The following is a 22,646-nucleotide window of genomic DNA, read 5'->3' as shown; positions in this document are numbered from 1 at the left end:
CGGGCCCTCGTGACCCGGACCGGCTGCCTGCCGTCGGCAGGCGCGTGAAAGCCCTCACAACGGGGTCGAGAACCCCACCGGAGTGTATATATATGACTTCCGGCGGATAGTGTGTGGGTATTCCCGACATAAGGAGCCCCCTCATGCGGACCTCCCGCCTCAGGCGCGCCGCCGCCGTCGGACTGTGCCTGGCACTGCCCGCCGCCGTCACCGCCTGCACCCACGCCGAGGACTGGAGCGCCCAGCCCGGCACCAGTGCCTCCGCCCAGGCGCAGGGCTACGACGTCTCCGGCATCCAGCCCCAGGCGGACATCATCGCCATGCTGCCCGAAGGCGCTCTTTCCGACGGCGTCCTCGACATCGGCGCCTCCACCGACTACGCCCCCGCGGAGTTCCTCGACTCCAACGGTGAGGCCATCGGCTACGAGGTTGACCTTGACCACGCCATCGCCGCCGTGCTCGGCGTGACGGCCGAGGTCCACACCGCCGAGTTCGACTCGATCATCGCCTCCATCGGCTCGCGCTACGACATCGGCGTCTCCGCCTTCACCGTCACCAGCGAGCGCACCGCCTCGATGGACATGATCTCAATCTCCAACGTCGGCTCGCGCTTCTACGTCGCCGCCGGCAACCCCGAGGGCGTCGACCCCAGCGACCACTTCAACCTGTGTGGCCTGTCCATCGGCGTCCAGACCGGCACCTTCCAGGAGGAGGTCCTCACGAAGGACTCCGCCGCCTGCACCACGGCCGGCCGGGAGGCCATCAAGATCCGCTCCTACTCCTCCAACTCCGAGGCCACCACCGCCCTCATCGGCCACACCATCGACGCCGTCTACTCCGACTCCACCGTCGCGGGCTACGCCGTCGAGCTCACCGGCGGCCAGGTCGACACCGTCGGCGAGATCGAGGACGCCCTGCCCCAGGGCATCGTCCTGTCCAAGGACGACCCCCAGTTCACCGCAGCCGTGCTCGCCGCGGTCCAGTACCTCATGGGCGAGGGCATCTGGGCCGACATCCTCGCCACCTGGGGTGTTCAGGACGCAGCCCTGAGCACCGCCGTCCTCAACCCCGTCGTGGAGGAGTGACATGAGCACCGTCGCCGAACCCGAGCAGCAGGACGCCCCCGTCCAGCTCAACCACCTCAAACCCGTCCCCCGGCCGGGCACCTGGATCAGCGCCGCCGTCGTCCTGGTCCTGAGCGCCATGCTCGTCAACGCGCTGCTGACCAACGACAAGTTCCACTGGGCAACCGTCTGGTTCTTCTTCCGTGAGGTCCGCGTCGTCCAGGCCGTCGGCATCACCCTGCTGCTGACCTTCCTCGCCATGGCCATCGGCATCGTCCTGGCCGTGACGACGGCGATCATGCGCCAGTCCTCCAACCCGGTGCTGCGGTGGGTGGCTCTGGCCTACCTGTGGCTCTTCCGCGGCACCCCGATCTACACCCAGCTCGTCTTCTGGGGCGCCCTGTCCGCCCTCTACCAGAACCTCAGCCTCGGCGTCCCCTTCGGCCCCGAGCTGCTGACCTTCAAGACGACGACGGTCTTCACGCCCTTTGTCGCCGCGATCCTGGGCCTGGGCATCAACGAGGGCGCCTACCTGTCGGAGATCGTGCGCTCGGGCCTGGCCAGTGTCGACGTCGGCCAGAGCGAGGCCGCCGGGGCGCTGGGCATGAGCAAGGGCCAGATCCTCAGGCGCATCATCCTGCCCCAGGCCATGCGCGTCATCGTCCCGCCCACGGGCAACGAGACGATCTCCATGCTCAAGACGACCTCCCTCGTCCTGGCCGTGCCCTACACGCTGGATCTGACCTTCGTCACCAACGCCTACGCCTCAACCACCTACCAGACGATCCCGCTGCTCATCGTCGCCGCCCTGTGGTACATCATCATCACCTCGATCCTCATGGTCGGCCAGCACTACATCGAGCGCTACTACGGCAAGGGCTTCGACGGCCCCACAGGCTCCGGCGGCAAGAAGGCTCGCGGCCTGCCCGCACGCCAGCAGGCGATCCTCGCCGCCGGCACCACCACACCCGATCCCTTCCTGGAGGTCACCCCGTGAGCACCCGTCCTTCCGAGGCCGTGATCCCCAAGGTGGAGATCACGGGCCTGCACAAGTTCTTCGGCGAGCTCCACGTCCTCAAGGGCATCGACCTCACCGTCCAGCCCGGCTCCGTCACCGTCCTCATTGGCCCCTCGGGATCCGGCAAGTCGACGCTGCTGCGCTGCATCAACGAGCTCGAGATCATCGATGCCGGGCGTGTGCAGGTCGACGGCGAGCTCATCGGCATGCGCGAGGAGGTCAAGGCGGACGGCAGGGTCGTCCTGCACGCCCTCACCGACCGCCAGCGTGCCGCCCAGAGGGCGAAGATCGGCATGGTCTTCCAGCGCTTCAACCTCTTCCCGCACATGACGGCCCTGCAGAACGTCATCGAGGCGCCGGTCCAGGTCAAGGACATGGGCAAGGCCGAGGCCAAGCGCCTGGGCCTGGAGCTGCTTGAGCGGGTGGGCCTGGCCGACCGCGTCGACCACTACCCCTCCCAGCTCTCCGGCGGCCAGCAGCAGCGCGTGGCCATCGCCCGTGCACTGGCCATGGACCCCGAGCTCATGCTCTTCGATGAGCCCACCAGTGCCCTGGACCCCGAGCTCGTCGGCGAGGTGCTGCAGGTGATGAAGGACCTGGCGGCGGACGGCATGACGATGGTTGTCGTCACCCACGAGATGGGCTTCGCCCGCGAGGTCGGCGACCAGCTGATCTTCATGGACGGCGGTCTCGTCTGCGAGTCCGGCGACCCCGTGAGCGTGCTCGACAACCCACAGCAGGAGCGCACCCGCACCTTCCTCGCCTCCGTCTTGTAAGGACGCGGCGACACCATCGGCCCCTCCCCGGGCCTTCCCTCGACCGTCCCGGTCGGCCGTCTCGGCCCGGCCGGGACGGTTCGTGTTCCGACGGCGTGCGGCACGGCCCGGGCGACAAGCGGGCTCAGGCGCTCCAGGTGCCGTCGGCCCAGGAGCGCAGCACCCATCCCCGCCCGGGGTCACCCTCGACGACGGAGATACCCGCGTTGGCCATGGGGTGGTCCGCGATCCAGGCGGGGTCCACCCCGGCACCGGGGGCCGCGGCCAGCGCCGCCCACAGGCGCAGGATCGTGCCGTGCGCGACCAGCAGGGCGTCAGGTCGCTGCTCCTCCTGCCCGGCCACCTGCCCGGCTGCCTGGGCGGCCTCGCGCACCACGGCGTCGAAACGCTCGAAGGTGTCCTGCCCGTTCTCCGGCGAGCCCGGCAGACGGGCGTGGAGCCGTCCCACCATCCAGGCGCGTGTGGTGTCGGTGTAGCACAGGACCGACTCGCGGTCCGTGTGCATCTCCAGGTCACCGGCCAGGACCTCGCGCAGACCGGAGCGAACGTGTGCCTCACGGCCCGTGGCCCGCTCAATGGGGGCGATGGTCTGCCGTGCGCGCTCGATGGGCGAGACCCACAGGGAGCCCACGGTGCCCAGCAGCCCGGTGGTCAGGCGCTCGGGCAGGGCCTCGGCCTGGGCGCGGCCCACGGCGTCGAGGTCGTTGCCGGGGAAGGCGGTGTCCAGCGCCCCCATGACATTGGCGATGGTGCGGCCGTGGCGCACAAGGATGAGCTTCACGCCCCCATCCTGCCAGGCCCCGGCACCCGTCCCTGATCCCCCACCTCCTCGTTTTGCGCTCGTGAGTGCGGTGTTGTGCTGTTGTGGTGTCTTAGGGCGTCGCTGGCAGTTCTGTCCCAGGGCATCGGTGACAGTTCCGGGGTTTGTGGGGGGTGGGGTTTCTGGCTGGTCGTGGTGGTGGTCTCCTCCAGCACACCCCGCCGCGCCCGTGACGGTTTGAGCCTGGTGCCGGCATCCGTCGGTGACCGGCCGCCGACGGGGCCCGGGGCGTGCCCCGCAGGCTGCCGACAGGGGGGCTCGCACGCTCATGTGACAGGTGTTAACGGTTGCACTGCGGTTTGCGGTGGTGGCCCAAGCTCCCATGTGCACGGGCAACCCCCATGCACATGGGAGCCGACGCACTGGAGAGCACCAGTCGACAAACCCTAGCAATGGCGCCGTTGCCGACGAGTGTCGAAAAGCGTGAGCGTGCAAGCCCCACCCCCGGGCCCCACGACACCCGCCTGCACCGCGCTGGTGTGCGTACGGCGGGCACCAACCGTTGCCAAACACCGTGCTCTCCAGAGCAGACCGAGGAGTTGGGCGAGGGCCGGGGGCGTCAGGACCAGGGGTAAGGGCCGTTGCGGCGGCGCACGCGCCCCTGCCCGGGCGGCAGCCGCCTGCCGCCCGGGTTCGACGTCGTGCCGCCCGGTGCCGACGACGCGGCACTCCCCCGGCCGACCTCACGCGCCCTGGAACGCGCGGCGGTGGTCGGCAGAGTCCGCGACGGGTCCGCCCCACCCACGAGCGAGGAGGTCGCCATGGTCGGTGAGGCGGGGTCGTCAGGAAGCGCCTGGCGAGCCCCGAAGACGAGGCGCTCGGCCACCGGACGGGCGTGGCGGGCGGCACGCCGGTACAGGTCCTCCAGCTCACGCTCATGCCCGGGCTCCAGGCCGAGCAGGCGCCCGACGACGCGCACGTCGCGCGGGTCTGAGGGCAGGACATCCGCCCTGGCCGCCACGGTCCTGCCCGCACCCACGACATTCGCGGCCCGCACCCGCGTGGCCAGCAGCCAGGCCTCGCTCAGGACACGGGCCTCGGCGGCGCTGAGCAACCCGGCCGTGCGCGCCGCCTCAAGCGCCTCAAGCGTGGAGGTGGTGCGCACGGCCGCCACTCGCCCGGCGTGGGTGAGCTGGAGGACTTGGACGGCCCACTCGACGTCGGACAGGCCGCCCGGCCCGAGCTTGAGGTGCCGGTGTGGGTCCGTACCGCGAGGCATGCGCTCGGACTCCATGCGGGCCTTGAGCCGACGCACCTCGCGCAAGCAGGACTCGTCCGCACCCTCCTCCGACCAGCGCAGCGGGGCGACGAGCGTGAGGAAGGCCTGGCCCAGCGCCCGGTCACCCGCGCAGGGGCGGGCACGCAGCAGCGCCTGGCGCTCCCAGGCACTCATCCAACGCTCGTAGTAGGTGGCGTAGGAGGCCAGGGAACGACTCATCGGACCCTGCCGGCCCTCGGGACGCAGACCCGCATCCGCCTCCAGCGGGTGGGGACGGGCGGTGGCGAGCAGCCTGAGGACCGTGCGGGCAACGGCCTCCGCCTCCTGGGCGGCCTCGTGCTCATCGGCACCCGCGACGGCCTCGTGCACGAAGAGCAGGTCGGCGTCGGAGCAGTAGGAGGTCTCCCGGCCGCCGAGGCGCCCCATGGCGATGACGGCGTGCCGGGCCCGGGCCGTGAGCCACCGGCCGTCGTCGTCGGGACCCTCACCCGCACCGCCCTCACGCTCGGAGAGCACGAGGGCCAGGGCGATGTGCAGGACCCCCGCGATGGCGGCGTCGGTGGCGTCGGTGAGCATGCGCGCGGTGCGGCGCGGGTCCAGGCCGAAGAGGGAGTCGGCCAGCGCCGCCCGCAGCAGCTCACGCGAGCGCAGGGACATGACGGCGTGAACGGCATCGTCAGCCTGCCGCTCACGCTCCTGCTCGTCCTCGGCGTCCAGCACGCGCCGGTGCAGCAGCCGCGAGACCTCCTCCTCCAGGGCGCCGGGCTCGCGTGGAGCCAGCTCGGCGTCGTCGTCAAGCCAGGCGATGGCCTCGGGGCGCTCAGCCAGCAGGTCCGTGGTCCAGCGCGCTCCGGAGAGCACGAGGCACAGGCGTCGCGCCGCCGAAGGCGAGTCGCGCAGGGTCGCCAGGTACCAGTGCGAGCCCCCGATGGCCTCGGACAGGCGCCTGAAGGACAGCAGCCCCGAGTCCGGGTCGGGGCCGTCGGCCAGCCAGCCGATGATGACGGGCAGGAGCTGGCGCTGGATGGCGGCCCGGCGGCTGACGCCCTCGGTGAGGGCCTGGATGTGGTGCAGGGCGCCGTCGGGGTCGAGGTAGCCGCCGGCGGTCAGGCGCTCGCGCGCCGCCTGGGCCGTCATGGTCATCTCGTCGGCCGTCAGGCGCGCGGCCGCCCCCAGCAAGGGCCGGTAGTAGATCTGCTCGTGGATGTCGCGCACCCGTCTGCGGGTGGCCTCGAACATGGCCCGCAGGGTGGCGGGCTCGGCGAGGCTGCTGTGCTCCAGCGCCCGGTGGACGGCCAGGTCACTGCCCGCCACGGTGCCCTCGCCGGGCGGGGGCAGGGCCCTGCCGATGCGCCGCAGGTCCTCGTCGCGGGCGGGCAGCTCGTGGGTGCGGCACAGGCGGAAGAGCTGGCTGCGGTGCTCCAGCAGGCGCAGGACCCGGTAGTCGTCCGCCAGTGCCGCCGAGTCCTGCCTGGAGACGTAGCCGCCCGCGGTCAGGGCGTCGAGGGCGTCGAGGGTCCCGGGCACGCGCAGGGCCTCATCCCCGCGCCCGTGGACGAGCTGGAGGAGTTGGACGGTGAACTCGACGTCCCGCAGGCCCCCGGGGCCCAGCTTGATGCGACGGTCGGGGGTGCCGGGGCGCAAGGACTCGCGCTCGACCCTGCGGCGCATCGCCTGGGCGTCGTCGACGAAGTTCTCGCGCAGGCTGGCGCTCCACACGAAGGGGGCGACGGCCTGCTCGTAGGCGGCTCCGAGAGCCCGGTCGCCGGCGCAGGCGCGGGCCTTGAGCAGGGCCTGGAACTCCCAGGAGGAGGCCCAGCGCTCGTAGTAGGCCACGTGGGAGTCCAGGGTGCGCACCAGGGCGCCGTCCTTGCCCTCGGGCCGCAGGCCCGTGTCGAGCGGCCACAGCGCCGGCTCGTCGCTGGGGCCGGAGACGACGCGGGCGAGCTCAAGGGCGAGGGCTGTGCCGACCTCGAGCAGGTGGGCCTCCGGCGGGGCGTCGCCCGCGTCGGCGGGTCCGACGACGTAGACGACGTCGACGTCGGAGATGTAGTTGAGCTCGCGCGCCCCGGTCTTACCCAGTGCGATGACGGCCAGGGCAACGTCGTCGCAGGCCGGCCCGACGGCGGCGCGGGCGACGGCGAGCCCGGCGTCGAGGGCGGCGTCGGCCAGTGCGCTCAGGCGGGTGGCGGCCGTGCTCACGTGCGCCAAGGGGTCCGTGCTCGTCAGATCGTCCGCGGCGACACCGAGCAGCTCGCTGTAGTAGGCGGCGCGCAGCGCACTCGTCGCCTCGGCCACGGGCCGGTCCCCGTTCTCAAGGGCCCGGGCGGTGGCGGTGGCGACCCGCTCGTGGACAGCGGCGGTGAAGGCGTCGTCGTCGGCCTCCGGGGCGCAGGCGGGGCCCAGTGACCGGATGCGTTCGGGATGGGAGACGAGGAAGTCGCCCAGGGCGCGTGAGGAGCCCAGGACGGCGAGAAGCCGCTGCAGGTGTGTGCCGGAGGGGGCGGAGGCCGTGTTCTGCTCGGGCCCCGCCGCGCTGTGCACGAGCCCGTGCAGGAGGCCGTGCAGCTCGGCACGGGTGCGCCCGTCGCAGGCCGCGAGCAGCCGCAGGAGGGTCAGCAGCGCGAGGTCCGGGTCCGCGGTGCGCCCCAGCGCCTCGATGAGGACGTCGGTGTCGCCGTCGAGACCAAGCCCCGGCTCCTCAAGGCAGGTCTGGGCCCTGGTGGTGTCCGTGAAGCCCGCTGCGAGCAGCCGTGAGCGCGTGCTCCTCGTGCGCGGGCCGCCCAGGGAGCCCGCCGGAGCCCCCGGTGCGTGCGTGTGTGCGGCCTCCACCGTGCCTCCCGGGTCAGATCCGTGGGAAGAACTGGGAGAGCTCGAAGTCGGTGACCTGCGCGTCGTAGGCGCGGTACTCGCGGCGCTTGTTGCGCATGAAGAACTCGAAGGCGTCCTCACCGAGGGTGTCGGCCACGAGGTCGGACTCGCCCATGGCGCCGACAGCACGCTTGAGTGAGGTCGGCAGGGCACCGATCCCCAGCGCGGCGCGCTCGGACTCGGACAGCTGCCAGACGTCGTCCTCTGCCTCCGGGGGCAGCTCGTAGCCCTCCTCGATGCCCTTGAGGCCGGCGGCGAGGATGACGGCGAAGGCGAGGTAGGGGTTGGCGGCGGAGTCGATGCCGCGGTACTCGATGCGGGCGGACTGGGCCTTGCCCGGCTTGTGGTTGGGCACCCGCACGAGGGCGGAGCGGTTGGCGTGGCCCCAGCAGACGTAGCTGGGGGCCTCGTCACCGCCCCACAGGCGCTTGTAGGAGTTGACGTGCTGGTTGGTGACGGCTGTGATCTCGCTGGCGTGGCGCAGCAGCCCGGCGACGAAGGCGCGGCCGGTGGCGGAGAGCTGGTACTGGGCGGTGGGGTCGTAGAAGGCGTTGCGGTCGCCCTCGAAGAGGGAGAAGTGCGTGTGCATGCCGGAGCCGGGCTGGCCGACGAAGGGCTTGGGCATGAAGGTGGCCACGCAGCCGGACTGCATGGCGACCTCCTCGACGACGGCGCGGAAGGTCATGATGTTGTCGGCGGTGGACAGGGCGTCGGCGAAGCGCAGGTCGATCTCGTTCTGGCCGGGCCCGCCCTCATGGTGGGAGAACTCGACGCTGATGCCCATCTGCTCGAGCATGAGAATGGCGTGGCGGCGGAAGTCGTGGGCGGTCCCACCCGGGACGTGGTCGAAGTAGCCGGCGTGGTCGGTGGGGGTGATGCGTCCGTCGGTGCCGCGGTTGACGAGGTAGAACTCGATCTCGGGGTGGACGTAGCAGGTGAAGCCGGCCTCGGCGACACGGGCGATCTGGCGCTCGAGGACGGCGCGGGGGTCCGTGCGCACGGTCTCGCCGTCGGGGGTGAGCACGTCGCAGAACATGCGGGCGACGCCGTTCTCCCCCTCGCGCCAGGGCAGCATCTGGAAGGTGGAGGGGTCGGGGGCGAGCAGCATGTCGGACTCGTAGACCCGGGTCAGTCCCTCGATGGCGGAGCCGTCGAAGCCGATGCCCTCCTCGAAGGCGCTCTCGACCTCGGCGGGGGCGATGGCCACGGACTTGAGCTGGCCGAGGACGTCGGTGAACCACAGGCGCACGAAGCGGATGTCACGCTCCTCAATGGCGCGAAGAACGTACTCCTGCTGCTTGTCCATGGTGGGCCTTCCTGGCGGGGACACTGGTACCGGCTTCTATCATGCCGCGCGTGCACGTGTCGGTGTCGTGGTACGCGGCATAAGGTGGGGTCATGACGTGTCCGGCCGGTTCCTCCCCCGAGTCCCAGAAGTCCTCCTCCGCTGCCGCTGAGGCCGGCGCGCCCTACGGCTCTGCTGTGCCCGGCGGTCCGACGGCGTCGTCCGCACCCGCCCCGACGGCCACTGACACGCAGGCCCCGCCCCGGCGGGTGCGGGTGCACCACCTGGCCCAGTGGCGCCAGGAGGGCCGCCAACAGGTGTGGCTCACCGCCTACGACGCGCTCACGGCCCGGATCCTGGACGAGGCCGGCACGGACGTGCTGCTCGTGGGCGACTCGGTGGGCAACGTGGTGCTCGGCTATGACTCGACCCTGCCGGTCGAGCTGGACGAGATGGTCGTGGCGACCCGCTCGGTGGCACGGGCGGTCAGGCGTGCGCTGGTGGTGGCGGACCTGCCCTTCGGCTCCTACGAGGCGGGTCCCGGGCAGGCGCTGGCCTCGGCGGTGCGCCTGGTCAAAGTCGGGGCGAACGCCGTCAAGCTCGAGGGTGGGCGCCAACGGGCGGACGCGGTGCGGATGCTGACGCAGGCCGGGATCCCGGTGGTCGCCCACGTGGGCTTCACCCCCCAATCGGTCAACAAGCTCGGCGGCTTCCGGGTCCAGGGCCGGGGCGAGGCCGCCGCAGAGGCGATGATCGAGGACGTGCGCCTGCTGGCCGAGGCGGGTGCCGTCGCCGTCGTGCTGGAGATGGTGCCGGAGCCGGTGGCCGCGCGTGTGACCGAGGCCTCCCCGGTGCCGACCATCGGCATCGGTGCGGGGGCGCGCTGTGACGGCCAGGTGCTCGTGTGGTCCGACATGGCGGGGATGACGGACTGGACACCGCGCTTCGCCCGCCGCTTCGGCGAGGTGGGTCAGGCGCTGCGCGAGGCCGCGCAGGACTACGGCGAGGCGGTGCGCTCCGCCGCCTTCCCGACGGCCGAGCACTGGTTCGACTCCTGAGCCCCGACGACGAGACCCGCCCGGCCCCTGAGGCGACGGGCTCGGGGTGGCTGAGGTCCACGGGCACGCTCCTATGCTGTCGCCATGACGAACCCGATCCTGAGCGCCGCCGCGCTGGCGGACCGCGCCCCCCGAGGCACCCTCACCAAGGGCGAGCTCTCACCTGAGCGGCACGTGCCCCGTTCCATCGCCCGCCCCGAGTACATGTTCCACGACGGCCCCGAGCGCGTGAGCGCCCCGGACGTCAAGGACGCCGAGACCATCGAGCGCATCCGGGTGGCCGGCAGGATCGCGGCACGCGCCATGGCTGAGGCCGCCGCCGCCATCGCGCCGGGGGTGACGACCGACGAGCTCGACCGCATTGCCCACGAGTACCTGTGCGACCACGGCGCCTACCCCTCGTGCCTGGGCTACATGGGCTTCCCGAAGTCGATCTGCACCTCGGTCAATGAGGTCATCTGCCACGGCATCCCGGACTCGACCGTGCTCAACGAGGGCGATCTCATCAACCTTGATGTCACGGCCTATGTCGACGGCGTCCACGGGGACACGAACGCCACCTACGCGGTAGGCGAGACGGACCCCGAGACCCTCCTGCTCATCGAGCGCACCCGCGAGGCCATGAACCGCGGGATCAAGGCGGTGCGCCCGGGGCGCGAGGTCAATGTCATCGGCCGGGTCATCGAGCGCTACGCCAGGCGCTTCGACTACGGCGTCGTGCGCGACTACACCGGCCACGGCGTCGGTGAGGCCTTCCACTCGGGCCTCATCATCCCGCACTACGACGCCGCGCCCCTGCACGCCGAGGTGATGGAGGTGGGCATGGTCTTCACCATTGAGCCGATGCTCACTCTCGGCTCCCAGGACTGGGAGCAGTGGGATGACGGCTGGACCGTGGTGACCCGGGACCGCTCCCGCACCGCCCAGTTCGAGCACACGCTCGTCGTCACCGAGACCGGCGCGCAGGTGCTCACGCTGCCCTGACGCAGGCACCGGCAGACCGCCGCCGGGTAGCACTCCCCTGCCGCCGGGCCCGGTCGGACTCCCGCCCGCGCCCGGCCCCGATGTAGATTGCCCTCAGCACGACCACGCGTCGTCCCTCGTCCCTTCACACACCCGGAGGATGCCTATGTCCCTGCGCTTCAACCCCCCGCCGAACTGGCCCGCTCCTCCGGAGGGCTTTGTGCCCCCGGCAGGGTGGCAGCCCGACCCCGCCTGGGGCCCCGCCCCGGAGGGTTGGCAGCTGTGGGTCGACGACGCCTCTGTGCCCTCGGCGCCGGCGGTCCCCTCGGCCAGCGACCCCGCGTGGGCACCGACCCAGGCCGTGTCCACGAGCAGCGCCCCGGTGGCTGACCCGACCGGTCGGCCGGTCTCGGCTCCCTCGGCGGCCGACTACTCCGCCCCGATGGCCGCCTCCGGCCCCGACCAGACGAGCTTCCAGCCGACGGCGGCGCCCATGGGTGCGGCGGTTCAGCCGAGCTTCCAGCCCCCGGTGACGGGCGGCTCTGCTCCAATGGCGGCCTCCGCGCCGACGTCGAGCCCCTACGCCGCGAACATGAACTACGCGCAGTCCCCCACGCCCTACCAGCCGGGTCCGGCCCCGCAGGGCTTCGGCGCTCAGCCTCAGACCGGGTCCTGGCAGCCGCTCGACATCAACCAGCAGCAGGGCCCCGGCTCGACGCCGGTGACGAAGAAGTGGTGGTTCTGGGCGATCATCGTCGTGGCCGTCCTCGCCCTCGTCGGCGGCCTCGTCCTGGCACTGACCGGTGGCAAGGACGACGACCCCAAGCCCACTGCGGCCCAGACGAGCCAGCAGGACGATCCCGCGCCGCAGCCTTCCGGGAACGGAGGCTCGGACCCCGCGTCCAAGCCCACCGACGATGCCCGCCCCTCCGCGACGTCGGGTTCCTCCGGCGGCTCCGGTAACTCTGGCAACTGCCAGCAGGGAACCTCGCAGAAGTGCCCCGGTGACCTGGCCACCCAGACCCTGACACTCAAGGCCTCCGAGTACTCCAACGACCCGAACGCCACGGTCGACCTCGCCTTCGGCGACGTCGTGTGGGACGGCACCGAGCAGGTGCGCGCCGGCTGGCAGCACGGCTTCGTCGAGCCGGGCGAGGGCAAGGTCTATATGCGCCTGCCCGTGACGGTCACCTACCACGGCGAGGGACAGGCCAACCTGTACTCGCTGAACATCAAGTACGTGCATGACGGCAACAGCTTCACCCAGGAGTTCATCGTCCCCTCCGACGAGCTGCTCTCCCAGTCGGCGCCCTACGACGGCGGCTCCGTGAGCGGTTACGTCACCTTCATCATCCCGGCTGAGTACGCCAACTCCGGTGCCTTCGCCATCTCGTACAACTACAAGGACGAGTACTGGATGGCCGAGCTGTGACAGTGTGACTAGTTGTGACAGTGAACGCCTGAGCGCGCACTGACGCCATGGGCGGCGGCCCCCACACCTTGAGGGTGGGGGCCGCCGCCCGTTGTACTGAGTTGTACTAGTTGTACTGACGCGAGGCGGAACGAGCCGACCTGTACGCCGGGTTCTGTTGCCGCCGCCCGTTACCGGTGCGACGGTGGCGACCATCCATCTTGGCCCACCGTTACCGGTGGGCTCACGCGACCTACCCGCTGACTCGGACGAGCAGCCCTCAAGCGTCAGCTGTGCGGTCTTGCTCCGGGCGGGGTTTGCCTAGCCGCCCCAGTCACCCGGGGCGCTGGTGGGCTCTTACCCCACCCTTTCACCATCACCGGCGGGTAGCCCCGTCGGCTGTCTACTCTCTGTGGCACTGTTCCCGCGGGTCACCCCGGGTGGCCGTTAGCCACCGCCCTGCTCTGTGGAGCCCGGACGTTCCTCGATCCGGAGCGAACCCCGGTACCGCGGCCGCCCGGTCGGCTCGTCCGCGTGAGGAACTGTACCCGACGGCGTGGGCCCGTAGAGTGCCCCCGTGCTCATCCTCCTGCCGCCCTCAGAGGGCAAGACCTCGCCCGTCTCAGGTCCCACCCTCGACCTGGCCTCCCTGCTGGGCGCCGAGGCGCTCAGCGACCCCAGGCGCGAGGTGATGTCCGCGCTCGCACGCGTCAGCGCCCGTAGCGACGCCTCCTCGCTGCTGGGGCTGGGGCCGCGCAGCGCCGGTGACGTGGCGCTCAACCTCGTGCTTGAGCAGGCGGCCTGCGCCCCGGCCCACGCGCTGTTCACCGGTGTGCTCTATGACGCGGCGGGTATGGCGCTGCTGGGGGCGGACCCGGCCACCCGCCGGGTGCTGGGCGGGCACGTCGTCATCATGTCCGGGGTGTGGGGCGCGCTGCGCGCGACCGACTCGGTGCCCGACCACCGGCTGTCCATGGCCACGTCCTTGGAGGGACCGGGCCGCCTGGCGTCCTTCTGGCGACCGTGGCTCACCCCGGTGCTCGAAGGGCTTGCCGGGGACGGGATCGTCGTCGACTGCCGTTCCGGGGCCTACTCCCCCGCCTGGCAGCCGACGCCCGCCCGTACGGCGACGCTGCTGCGGGTCTCGGTCGTAGTCGAGCGCGCGGACGGCTCCCGCTCGGCGGTCTCCCATCACGTCAAGCACACGCGGGGCCTGCTCACAGGCGCGCTCGTGCGGGCGCTGGCTGCGGGCACACTCTCACCGGATGACGACGTCGAGGCGGTCGTGCGGGTGGCCGGGGGCCTTGAGGCGGTGCGCGGTGCGGAGCTGGGGCTGGCGGACCGGGCGGGCCGACGTGACCTCGTGCTCGTGCTGGCCGGGGCCGCACGCTGAGCCGGGTTCCGCGCTGAGCGGCAGTGCCGGCCGGTCTCAGTCCTCCATGCGCACGAGGATGACGTCGTTGTCCTCGGCGTGGATCACCTGGTCCTGGGGGGCGGCGGCGATGCGGGCGTGCTCCTGGGGGCTGATCTCGACGTTGCCCTCCACGCGGCGCCCGTAGAGCGCGACGGCCCCCAGGCCACCGGTGGCGCGGCGCACGTCGTCGTACTCGGCCAGGAGGTCGGCCGGGATGGCGGAGGCCAGGGCGTCGCGGCGGCTCTGGGTGTCCCGGAGCTCGGCGTCGATGCGGGCGAACTCCGCGTCGCGCTCGGCGGTGAGCTCGCGCCCGGCGGCACGCACCTCCTGCTCGGACTGGGCGAGCCGGTCGACCTCGGCCTGGGCGCGCTCGAGGGCCTCCATGGCGGCGAACTGGGCCTCCTCGAGGTCCCCCTGGCGGCGTCCGAGCTGGTCGATCTCGCCCTGGATGGCGGTCAGGTCACGGGCGCCGGCGGCGCCGGAGGACAGGAGCTCGCGCAGGGCGGCGGCCCGGTGCACGACCTTGGCGACCTCGTCATCGGCATGAGTGGCCTCACGCTTGGCCTCAGCGAGGGAGGCTGCGGCGACGACGGCGTCACGCTTGTTGGCCTTCAGCTCACCCACGGTGGCCTCGATGCGTGCGAGCACCGGCAGGTCATGGCGCTCGTGGACGAGCCTGGCGAGCTGGGAGTCCAGCTGCTGGAGGTCGATGAGCAGTCGCTGGTCGCTGAGGGAAGCGCTCGTCACGGGGTGTCCTTCGTCGACGGGTGGGGAGGGTCTGGGCGGGCCGACGTCCTAGGAGCCGGTGCTCAGGCGCAGGGTCCAGGGATCGGTGACGACCGTCGAGACCCGCGTGGTGAGTGTACGTCCCCGCTGTGCGGCCCCGGCCTCGAGCCGGGCGGCCAGGGCGTCCAGGCCCAGCCACTCGGTGGCCCAGTGGGTGCCGCACAGCAGGTAGGGGCGCCCGTCGGCCAGGTGGTCGGTGGCCGGGTGGTGGCGCAGGTCGGCGGTGAGAAAGACGTCGGCCCTCGCCTGGCGGGCGGCGTCGAGGAGGGAGTCGCCGGAGCCGCCGGAGACGGCGACAAAGCTGACCTCGGCCTCCGGGTCGCCACCGACGAGCAGGCCGGGGGCCGAGTCGGGCAGGGCTGTGGCGACGCGCTCGGCCAGGGCACGCAGGGTCATGGGCTGTGGCAGGTGCCCGACGCGGCCGATGCCGAGGGAGGGGTCGGCGCTGGACGGGGACAGGACGGTGGTGCTGGTCAGGCCGACGGCTGCGGCCAGGGCGTCGGCGTTGCCGCCGGCCGCGCAGTCCCACGTGGTGTGGGCGTTGGCCAGCGCGATGCCGGCGCGGATGAGGCGGTGGACGCTGCGTCCCTTGGCAGTGGTGGCGCTGACGTGGTCGGTGCCGCGCAGGAAGAGGGGGTGGTGCGTGATGACCATCTCGACGCCGGTGCTGATGGCCTCGTCGATGACGGCCGGCAGGGGGTCGACGGCGAGCAGGACGGTGTGCACGACGTCGGCGGGGTCGCCGCAGATGAGCTGGTTGGAGTCCCAGGATTCGGCGAGCTCGGGCGGTGCGGCCTGGCGGAGGATCTCGACGACGGCGGCGACGGTGAGGGGTGCCGACTCACTGGGGGCGGTGGTGCTCATGGCCTCAGGCTATCGGGGCCGGTGCGCCCGGGGGCCGCCTGGGCGCGCCTGACCGCCAGTGGTACCCCCGACGGGGCTCGAACCCGTACACCCTAAGGTCTCGGCTTTTAAGGCCGCTGCGTCTACCGATTTCGCCACGGGGGCTGGGCACCCCCAGAAGACCAGGGGCTGGGCACCCCCGGAAGACCAGGGGCTGGGACCCCGGGTCAGCGGGGGCTCGTACCCCCACTGGGACTCGAACCCAGGACCATGTGCTTATCAGGCACGGACGAGGTATAAGCTCGCTGCTCTAACCACTGAGCTATGGGGGCGGGTGCGGCGGCGGTCGCCGTCGGCGCAGCACAGACTACCGCGTGGGTGCTGCACCCGGGTCCACCAGACGGCCCCTGCGGACAGGGGCTGGGAGCCCGACCTACGCTGCACGCCATGAAACTCGCCCGGCGTGCCGTGACCGCCCAACCCTTCCACGCGATGACTATCGGCGCCCGGGCGCAGGCCCTGGAGGCGTCGGGCGGGGACGTGGCGAAGCTGAGCCTGGGTGAGCCCTCCTTCGGTGCTCCCCCGGGCGTGCACGAGGCCATGCGTGAGGTGATGGACGGCCGGGCGCTGCCGTACACGCCCGCACCGGGCCTACCGGCCCTGCGGGAGGCGATCGCGCACTGGTACGGGCAGCGTCACCACGTGGACCTGGACCCGAGGCGGGTGATTGTCACGGCGGGCGGCTCGGCCGCCCTGGTCCTGGCGACGGCGCTGACAGTGGAGGAGGGTGACGACGTCGTCATGGCGGACCCGTGCTACCCGTGCAACCGGGAGCTGGTTGAGGCCTTCGGTGGCCGGGTGGTGCTCGCGCCCTCAAACCCGGCCTCGCGCTACCAGCTCAGCCGCCCGCTCATGGAGGCGGCCTGGACACCTGCGACCACGGCCGTGCAGATGGCGACGCCGTCGAACCCGACGGGCACGTCCATCCCCTTCGGGGAGCTGGCGGAGATCTGCGCCTCGGCGCGTGAGCGCGGCGCCTGGCGGGTGGTGGACGAGATCTACCTGGGGCTGGCCGACCCGGATGAGGACGGGCGCGTCGCGCGCACGGTCCTGGAGACCGACCCCGAGGCGCTGGTCGTGTCCTCCTTCTCGAAGTTCTTCTCGATGACGGGCTGGCGGCTGGGCTGGCTGGTGGTGCCCGAGTCCCTGGTGGAGGCGGCGGAGAACCTCGCGGTGAATTTCTTCCTGTGCGCCGCGGCGCACACGCAGCGCGCGGCACTGGCCTGCTTCACGCCCGAGGCCCTGGCGGCCTGCGAGGAGCGCAGGGTGGAGCTGGTCGAGCGCCGTCGGCTGGCGCTGGAGGGGCTGGGTCGTCTGGGACTGAAGGTCCCGGTGGAGCCCGACGGCGCCTTCTACGTGTACTTCGATGTCTCGGCGAGCGGGCTGAGCTCCTGGGACTTCTGCGTGCGGGCGCTGGAGGAGGCGCATGTGGCCCTGACCCCGGGGCGCGACTTCGGGGCGGCGACGGCGGACACCCACGTGCGCCTGTCCTATGCGGCAAGCCGACAGGAGATCGCGCTGGGCCTGGATCGCCTGGCGGGATTTATGGCCTCGCTGCGCTGAGGGCGGCAGGCACGGGGCTGTGGTGTCTCAGGTCATCGGTGACGGTTCTGTGTCAGGGCATTGGTGACGCTTGGGGTTGGGGGTGTGGGTGGACATGTATGTGGTGACGGGTTCGGGCTGGGTGTGTGTTCGGTCAGGGCCTTGGCCGTCTGAGCGGAGTCTCGACGCTTCTGGGGTGCCGGTGGCCGCGAGGAGGTGGGGCTCTGGATCCAGGAGTGTCCACGGCGCGGACATGACCAGCCTGGGTGTTCGACCCGCCGGGAGGAGAACGGGGTGATCGCGCGCCTGTGGGCCGGGGTGTCAACGGCATCCCCGGTTCATGCCCGCCGTGTGGACACCGGCGGTGCGCGAGTGGCGGCCCGGGCCCGTGCGCACCTGCGAGACGACCGGGTCCGGGCGCGAGGGGGCCGAGCCCCGGCCCCGCGGGTGTCTACGGCGCGGACATGACCGGCCTGGGTGTTCGACCCGCGGGGAGGAGTACGGCGTGATCGCGCGCCTGTGGGCTGGGGTGTCGACGGCGGCCTCGGTTGATGTCCGCCGTGTGGACACCGGCGGTGCGCGAGCGGCGGCCCGGGCCCGTACGAGCCCGGTGGGACGACGAGCTGGTGGCAGCACCAGGGCCTCCAGGCCGGCGACTGCCACGGGCCCAGTGGGCCGGAAGCCGGAGGACACCACCCCCGAGGCCACCCGGACGTGTCACCTACGCAGACACCCCAGGTGTCACCGACGTCCTGACACAGAACTGTCACCGAGCAGCTGGAGGGTGGCAGCGCGCCGCGCGCCCGCCGAGGGGCCACGAGCACGCGCCAGGATGGGCGCGTCTGGTCGCGGCGCCCGGAGGACCCGACGAGGACCGGCGTCGACCTCGTTGCCCAGGTCCTGCTCTCGTCCCTCGCACGTCGACCTCGCTCCTCACACGTTGATCTCGTTGCGTGAACGAACGAGATGGAGGGCTGAGGAACGAGATGGAAGGTAGAGGGACGAGATGGAGGGCTGAGGCTCGTTCCTGGCACGTCGATCTCGTTGTCCAGGTCTTGATCTCGCTTCTCGTACGTCGATCTCGTTCCGCACACGTTGATCTCGTTGCGTGAACGAACGAGATGGAAGGCCGAGGGACGAGATGGAAGGCTGAGGAACGAGATGGACGGGCTTGGCGTGCGCTGTCCAGGCCCCTGCCCCGAAGACCATGACGTCGGGCCATGACCTGTGGGTGCCATCGGGGAGCTGACGCCCGTGTTCGCAGTGTGGTCACGGGCAGCGCGCACGACCGGCGGCCCGAGCCCGTCCACACCCGCACGGCGACAGGAGCAGGGCACGAGGCGACCGCGCCCCTGGCACCAGGAGAGCCCACGGCGCGCAGGGCGGGCTCATGGCCTGCTCGCGACCGCGCCCCGGCACCAGGAGAGCCCACGGCGCGGACATGACCAGCCCACACGCCCGACCCGCCCGGAGGAGTACGGCATGATCGCGCGCCTCCGGGCCAGGGCGTCAACGCCATCCCCGGTCCATGCCCACCGCGTCGACACCAACAGCGCGTGCCACCGGCGGCCCGGGCCCGTCCACACCCGTGGGACGACGAGCTGGCGGCAGCACCAGGGCCTGAAGGCCGGCAACTGCCACGGCCCCGGTGGGCGGCCGGCCGGCCGGAGAAGACCATCCCCGACACCAACCCGAAGTGTCACCCCACAAACACCCGAACTGTCACCAATGCCCTGACACAGAACTATCACCAATGTCCTGAGACATCACACGGCAGGCACGGGGCCCGTATCAGGACAAAGGACATCGTGGTGGACCCGGCCGGACTCGAACCGACGACCGACGCGGTGTAAACGCGTTGCTCTACCAGCTGAGCTACAGGTCCTGGGGGGGCGGGGCCGGCCGACCGGCTCCCGCGAGGGCGGTACCTCAGCGCCTACGGCTGGAGACCCGGATGCCGCTCCAACGCTCGCCCATGGCGGCGGCGCTGGTGGCGTGCATGCCCGCCGTGCGGGCCGCCTCCTCCACGTCACCGGTGGGGACGGCACCGGTGGTGCGGGCCTTGGGGGTCAGGACCCAGATGACGCCGTCGCCGTCGAGGTTCGACTGGGCGTCGACAAGGAGGTCGGTGAGGTCGTCGACATCGCCGTCGTCGTCACGCCACCAGACGATGGCGGAGTCTGCGACGTCCTCGTAGTCCTCGTCCACGAGTCCAGTGCCGGTCTCGGTCTCGGCGGCCTGACGCAGGGCCTGGTCGACGTCGTCGTCGTACCCGAACTCCTGGATGATGAGGCCGGAGGCGAAGCCGAAGGCCCCGCCCGCTCTGGTCGTCACTGTGTCTCTCCGTTTTCTGGACCGTGGGTCCCTGGTGCGTGGCGGCGCGCGTCGCGGTCGCGGCGCATGCCCTAAGTTCACGGTACAAGAGCACCGCTGTGCAAGTGATGACGAGAGCATGTGCGCGTACCACCGGCCTGCCGGGAATCACCTAGGATTGCCCGCGTGCCTGACCTCACAGGCCGCATGGGACTTTCTGCCCTGCCATGAGGTCTTTCTTCCTCCGCCAGGCCGTAGATTAGTAGGCACAGTCAATCGCGGCCGCGCCCGGTCGCCCCTGGAGCCACCAGGGACGACCGACAACCGACCACCACCCGATCCGCTCAGCACCGACGCGAGGAAAGAGGGAACACGTGAGCCCGACCAGCGACTCCACGCCGCTCATCGACGGTCTCCTGACCAAGGTCAACGACAACGACCCCGAGGAGACCAGGGAGTGGCGCGACTCCCTCGATGCGCTCATCGAGGAGAAGGGCGCCCCCCGTGCCCGCTTCATCCTCCTGTCGATGCTCGCCGAGGCGCGCAGGAAGAACGTCAACCTGCCCACGCAGACGACGACGCCCTACGTCAACACCATCAACGTCGTTGACGAGCCCTACTTCCCGGGCGACGAGGACACCGAGCGCACCTACCGCCGCTGGCTGCGCTGGAACGCCGCCGTCATGGTCACACGCGCCCAGCGCCCCGGCGTCAGCGTCGGCGGTCACATCTCCTCCTACGCCTCGACGGCGACGCTGTACGAGGTGGGCATGAACCACTTCTTCCGCGGCAAGGATCACCCGGGCGGCGGCGACCACGTCTTCTTCCAGGGCCACGCCTCCCCCGGCAACTACGCCCGAGGCTTCCTTGAGGGCCGCCTGAGCGAGGCGGACCTCGACGGCTTCCGCCAGGAGTACTCGCACCCGGCGGCCTCCGAGGGCCGCGGCATGCCCTCCTACCCGCACCCGCGCCGCATGGAGGACTTCTGGGAGTACCCGACCGTCTCCATGGGCCTGGGCCCCGCCGAGGCGATCTACCACGCCTGGTTCGACAAGTACCTGCAGGGCGCAGGCATCAAGGACACCTCCCAGCAGCACACCTGGGCCTTCCTCGGCGACGGCGAGATGGACGAGCCCGAGTCCCGCGGCATGCTCCAGCTCGCGGCCAACCAGCAGCTCGACAACCTCACCTTCGTCATCAACTGCAACCTCCAGCGCCTCGACGGCCCGGTGCGCGGCAACGGCAAGATCGTCCAGGAGCTCGAGGCCTTCTTCCGGGGCGCCGGCTGGAACGTCATCAAGGTCATGTGGGGCCGCGGCTGGGACCAGCTCTTCGCCGCCGACAAGGACCACGCCCTCGAGCACCTCATGATGGAAACCCTCGACGGCGACTTCCAGGCCTTCAAGGCCAACGACGGCGCCTATGTGCGCGAGCACTTCTTCAACCGCGACCCGCGCACCGCCGCGCTCGTCAAGGACTGGACCGACGACGAGATCTGGGCCCTGCAGCGCGGCGGCAACGACTACCGCAAGGTCTACGCCGCCTACAAGGCCGCCACTGAGCACAAGGGCCAGCCGACGGTCATCCTCGCGCACACCATCAAGGGCTACCTGCTCGGCTCCCACTTCGCCGGTCGCAACGCCACCCACCAGATGAAGAAGCTGACGCTGGAGGACCTCAAGGGCCTGCGCGACCGGCTCCACATCCCGATCACGGACGAGCAGCTCGAGGCCGACCCGAAGATGCCGCCCTACTACCGTCCGGCCGACGACGACCCGGCGTTGATGTACATGCTTCAGCGTCGCCGCGAGCTCGGCGGATTCGTCCCCGAGCGCCGTGACAACGGCACGCTTCTCGAGCTGCCGGGCGACAAGGCCTACGAGGTTCTCAAGGGCGGCTCGGGCAAGCGCGAGGTCGCCTCGACGATGGCCTTCGTCCAGCTGCTCAAGGAGCTCGTCAAGGACAAGGTCATCGGCCGGCGCATCGTGCCGATCGTTCCGGACGAGTCGCGCACCTTCGGTCTGGAGTCCCTGTTCCCGACGAAGAAGATCTACAACACGCTCGGCCAGAACTACACGCCGGTGGACGCCGACATGATGCTGTCCTACCGCGAGTCCACCTCCGGCCAGCTCATGCACACCGGCATCAACGAGGCAGGCTCCGCCGCCGTCTTCCAGGTCGCGGGCACCAGCTACGCCACCCACGGCGAGCCGATGATCCCGGTCTACATCCTGTACTCGATGTTCGGCTTCCAGCGCACGGCGGACCAGTTCTGGGCGGCGGGTGACCAGCTCGCGCGCGGCTTCCTCATCGGCGCCACCGCGGGCCGCACGACCCTCCAGGGTGAGGGCACCCAGCACATGGACGGGCACTCGCCGCTCATCGCCTGGACCAACGAGGCCTTCGCCTCCTACGACCCGGCCTACGCCTACGAGATCCGCCACATCGTGCGTGACGGTCTCCAGCGCTGGTACGGCCCGGATGAGACCCGCAACCGCAACATCATGTACTACCTCACGGTGTACAACGAGCCCATCCACCAGCCGGCTGAGCCCGAGGACGTCGACGTCGAGGGCATCATCAAGGGCATCCACAAGATCGCCAATGCTCCCGCCGGCGACGGCCCTGAGGTCCAGCTCCTGGCCTCGGGCATCGCGGTGCCGTGGATCCTGGAGGCCCGCGACATGCTGGCCGAGCACTGGGGCGTGCGCGCCAGCGTCTGGTCCGTCACCTCCTGGGGCGAGCTGCGTCGCGAAGCCCTGGAGGTCGAGCGGCACAACTTCCTCAACCCCGACGACCAGCGGGTGGCGTACCTGACCCAGAAGCTCTCCGGCGCTCAGGGTCCCTTCATCGCCACGAGCGACTACGACCACGCCGTGCAGGACCTCATCCGTCCGTGGGTGCCCGGCTCCTACCACGTGCTGGGTGCCGACGGCTTCGGCTTCTCCGACACCCGCAAGGCGGCCCGCCGTCACTACCTCATCGACTCGGCCTCCGTCGTCACCAAGGCGCTGCAGGCCCTGGCGAAGGAGGGCAAGGTGGACGCCTCCGCCCCGACCCAGGCGATCTCTCGCTACGACCTGACCAACGTCAACGCCGGCACCTCCGGCTCCGACGGCGGCGATGCCTGACGGCGAGTCTGGCGACGCCGGGGCCCGGACCAGCTCGCTGCTGGTCCGGGCCCCGGCGTCATCCGCCCCTGA

15 protein-coding genes, 3 tRNA genes and 1 other RNA gene are annotated in these 22,646 nt (G+C 71.2%); 9 read left to right on the top strand and 10 right to left on the bottom strand.

Annotated features, from left to right (window positions below; genetic code table 11):
- Nucleotides 1-143: 143 nt before the first annotated feature.
- Genes ID810_RS05685 through ID810_RS05675 form a run of 3 tightly spaced genes read left to right on the top strand, consistent with a single transcriptional unit; the run spans nucleotide 144 to nucleotide 2,858 of the window.
- Nucleotides 144-1,085: an ABC transporter substrate-binding protein gene (locus ID810_RS05685; protein WP_166858657.1), complete on the top strand. Its 942-nt coding sequence runs from the start codon at nucleotides 144-146 to the stop codon at nucleotides 1,083-1,085.
- A gap of 1 nt (nucleotide 1,086) precedes the next feature.
- Nucleotides 1,087-2,061 (top strand): amino acid ABC transporter permease, encoded by a 975-nt coding sequence (locus ID810_RS05680; protein ID WP_166858659.1) that lies wholly within the window; start codon nucleotides 1,087-1,089, stop codon nucleotides 2,059-2,061.
- The gene (locus ID810_RS05675) at nucleotides 2,058-2,858 is read left to right on the top strand and encodes an amino acid ABC transporter ATP-binding protein (protein WP_279586948.1); all 801 of its coding nucleotides are present in this window, start codon (nucleotides 2,058-2,060) and stop codon (nucleotides 2,856-2,858) included. Before ID810_RS05680 ends, ID810_RS05675 begins: the two co-directional genes overlap by 4 nt.
- A 124-nt stretch (nucleotides 2,859-2,982) precedes the next feature.
- On the opposite strand, the gene ID810_RS05670 is transcribed toward ID810_RS05675, so the two are convergent.
- The 3 genes from ID810_RS05670 to ID810_RS05660 all read right to left on the bottom strand — a co-directional run bounded on the left by ID810_RS05670 (nucleotide 2,983) and on the right by ID810_RS05660 (nucleotide 9,074).
- A complete protein-coding gene (locus ID810_RS05670) occupies nucleotides 2,983-3,639 on the bottom strand; it encodes a histidine phosphatase family protein (protein WP_166858661.1) in 657 nt (218 codons plus the stop codon).
- Nucleotides 3,640-4,237: 598 nt separating this feature from the next.
- Nucleotides 4,238-7,729, bottom strand: coding sequence for a bifunctional [glutamine synthetase] adenylyltransferase/[glutamine synthetase]-adenylyl-L-tyrosine phosphorylase (locus ID810_RS05665; RefSeq protein ID WP_243856721.1), 3,492 nt, complete (start codon nucleotides 7,727-7,729; stop codon nucleotides 4,238-4,240).
- A 13-nt stretch (nucleotides 7,730-7,742) separates the two neighbouring features.
- Nucleotides 7,743-9,074 carry a glutamine synthetase family protein gene (locus ID810_RS05660; protein WP_166858663.1) on the bottom strand — a complete coding sequence of 444 codons (1,332 nt, stop codon included), beginning with the start codon at nucleotides 9,072-9,074 and terminating at the stop codon, nucleotides 7,743-7,745.
- A gap of 248 nt (nucleotides 9,075-9,322) precedes the next feature.
- Between ID810_RS05660 and panB the strand changes: the two genes are divergently transcribed.
- The 3 genes from panB to ID810_RS05645 all read left to right on the top strand — a co-directional run bounded on the left by panB (nucleotide 9,323) and on the right by ID810_RS05645 (nucleotide 12,506).
- Nucleotides 9,323-10,111, top strand: coding sequence for a 3-methyl-2-oxobutanoate hydroxymethyltransferase (gene panB, locus ID810_RS05655; protein ID WP_235931667.1), 789 nt, complete (start codon nucleotides 9,323-9,325; stop codon nucleotides 10,109-10,111).
- Between the two features lie 84 nt (nucleotides 10,112-10,195).
- Complete coding sequence (gene map / locus ID810_RS05650; protein WP_166858668.1) at nucleotides 10,196-11,095, top strand: type I methionyl aminopeptidase; 900 nt, start codon at nucleotides 10,196-10,198, stop codon at nucleotides 11,093-11,095.
- 145 nt (nucleotides 11,096-11,240) lie between these two features.
- Nucleotides 11,241-12,506, top strand: a complete 1,266-nt coding sequence (locus ID810_RS05645) for a hypothetical protein (RefSeq protein WP_166858670.1) — start codon at nucleotides 11,241-11,243, stop codon at nucleotides 12,504-12,506.
- Nucleotides 12,507-12,633: 127 nt separating this feature from the next.
- Here ID810_RS05645 and rnpB read toward each other — a convergent pair.
- Nucleotides 12,634-13,014, bottom strand: an RNA gene (rnpB, locus tag ID810_RS05640) — RNase P RNA component class A.
- Nucleotides 13,015-13,062: 48 nt separating this feature from the next.
- Between rnpB and ID810_RS05635 the strand changes: the two genes are divergently transcribed.
- On the top strand, nucleotides 13,063-13,878 hold the full coding sequence (locus ID810_RS05635) for a YaaA family protein (protein WP_166858672.1): 816 nt from the start codon (nucleotides 13,063-13,065) through the stop codon (nucleotides 13,876-13,878).
- A gap of 36 nt (nucleotides 13,879-13,914) precedes the next feature.
- Here the strand turns inward: ID810_RS05635 and ID810_RS05630 are convergent, their stop codons facing one another.
- The 4 genes from ID810_RS05630 to ID810_RS05615 form a co-directional block, all read right to left on the bottom strand.
- Nucleotides 13,915-14,646, bottom strand: coding sequence for a zinc ribbon domain-containing protein (locus tag ID810_RS05630; protein WP_166858674.1), 732 nt, complete (start codon nucleotides 14,644-14,646; stop codon nucleotides 13,915-13,917).
- A gap of 48 nt (nucleotides 14,647-14,694) precedes the next feature.
- A complete protein-coding gene (locus tag ID810_RS05625) occupies nucleotides 14,695-15,549 on the bottom strand; it encodes a Nif3-like dinuclear metal center hexameric protein (RefSeq protein WP_166858676.1) in 855 nt (284 codons plus the stop codon).
- Between the two features lie 59 nt (nucleotides 15,550-15,608).
- Nucleotides 15,609-15,693 (bottom strand) — tRNA-Leu (locus ID810_RS05620).
- A gap of 76 nt (nucleotides 15,694-15,769) precedes the next feature.
- A tRNA-Ile gene (locus tag ID810_RS05615) sits at nucleotides 15,770-15,860 on the bottom strand.
- A gap of 115 nt (nucleotides 15,861-15,975) precedes the next feature.
- Here ID810_RS05615 and ID810_RS05610 point away from each other — a divergent pair.
- Nucleotides 15,976-17,151 (top strand): aminotransferase class I/II-fold pyridoxal phosphate-dependent enzyme, encoded by a 1,176-nt coding sequence (locus ID810_RS05610; RefSeq protein ID WP_166858678.1) that lies wholly within the window; start codon nucleotides 15,976-15,978, stop codon nucleotides 17,149-17,151.
- 1,788 nt (nucleotides 17,152-18,939) lie between these two features.
- Here the strand turns inward: ID810_RS05610 and ID810_RS05605 are convergent.
- Nucleotides 18,940-19,015, bottom strand: a tRNA-Val gene (locus tag ID810_RS05605).
- Between the two features lie 44 nt (nucleotides 19,016-19,059).
- A complete protein-coding gene (locus tag ID810_RS05600) occupies nucleotides 19,060-19,464 on the bottom strand; it encodes a DUF3052 domain-containing protein (RefSeq protein ID WP_166858680.1) in 405 nt (134 codons plus the stop codon).
- A 353-nt stretch (nucleotides 19,465-19,817) separates the two neighbouring features.
- Between ID810_RS05600 and aceE the strand changes: the two genes are divergently transcribed.
- Nucleotides 19,818-22,574 carry a pyruvate dehydrogenase (acetyl-transferring), homodimeric type gene (aceE, locus tag ID810_RS05595; RefSeq protein ID WP_166858682.1) on the top strand — a complete coding sequence of 919 codons (2,757 nt, stop codon included), beginning with the start codon at nucleotides 19,818-19,820 and terminating at the stop codon, nucleotides 22,572-22,574.
- The last annotated feature ends 72 nt before the right edge of the window (nucleotides 22,575-22,646 follow it).

The organism is Actinomyces respiraculi (assembly GCF_014595995.2).
Taxonomy (GTDB): Bacteria; Actinomycetota; Actinomycetes; order Actinomycetales; family Actinomycetaceae; genus Actinomyces; species Actinomyces respiraculi.
This window is presented reverse-complemented; position numbering and strand designations above follow the sequence as displayed.

What these genes read in the sequence shown, in the direction of transcription:
- ID810_RS05685 (WP_166858657.1), top strand. Translation starts at nt 144, where the DNA reads ATGCGGACCTCCCGCCTCAGGCGCGCCGCCGCCGTCGGACTGTGCCTG.
- ID810_RS05680 (WP_166858659.1), top strand. Translation starts at nt 1,087, where the DNA reads ATGAGCACCGTCGCCGAACCCGAGCAGCAGGACGCCCCCGTCCAGCTC.
- ID810_RS05660 (WP_166858663.1), bottom strand. Translation starts at nt 9,074, where the DNA reads ATGGACAAGCAGCAGGAGTACGTTCTTCGCGCCATTGAGGAGCGTGAC.
- map (WP_166858668.1), top strand. Translation starts at nt 10,196, where the DNA reads ATGACGAACCCGATCCTGAGCGCCGCCGCGCTGGCGGACCGCGCCCCC.
- ID810_RS05645 (WP_166858670.1), top strand. Translation starts at nt 11,241, where the DNA reads ATGTCCCTGCGCTTCAACCCCCCGCCGAACTGGCCCGCTCCTCCGGAG.
- ID810_RS05625 (WP_166858676.1), bottom strand. Translation starts at nt 15,549, where the DNA reads ATGAGCACCACCGCCCCCAGTGAGTCGGCACCCCTCACCGTCGCCGCC.
- ID810_RS05610 (WP_166858678.1), top strand. Translation starts at nt 15,976, where the DNA reads ATGAAACTCGCCCGGCGTGCCGTGACCGCCCAACCCTTCCACGCGATG.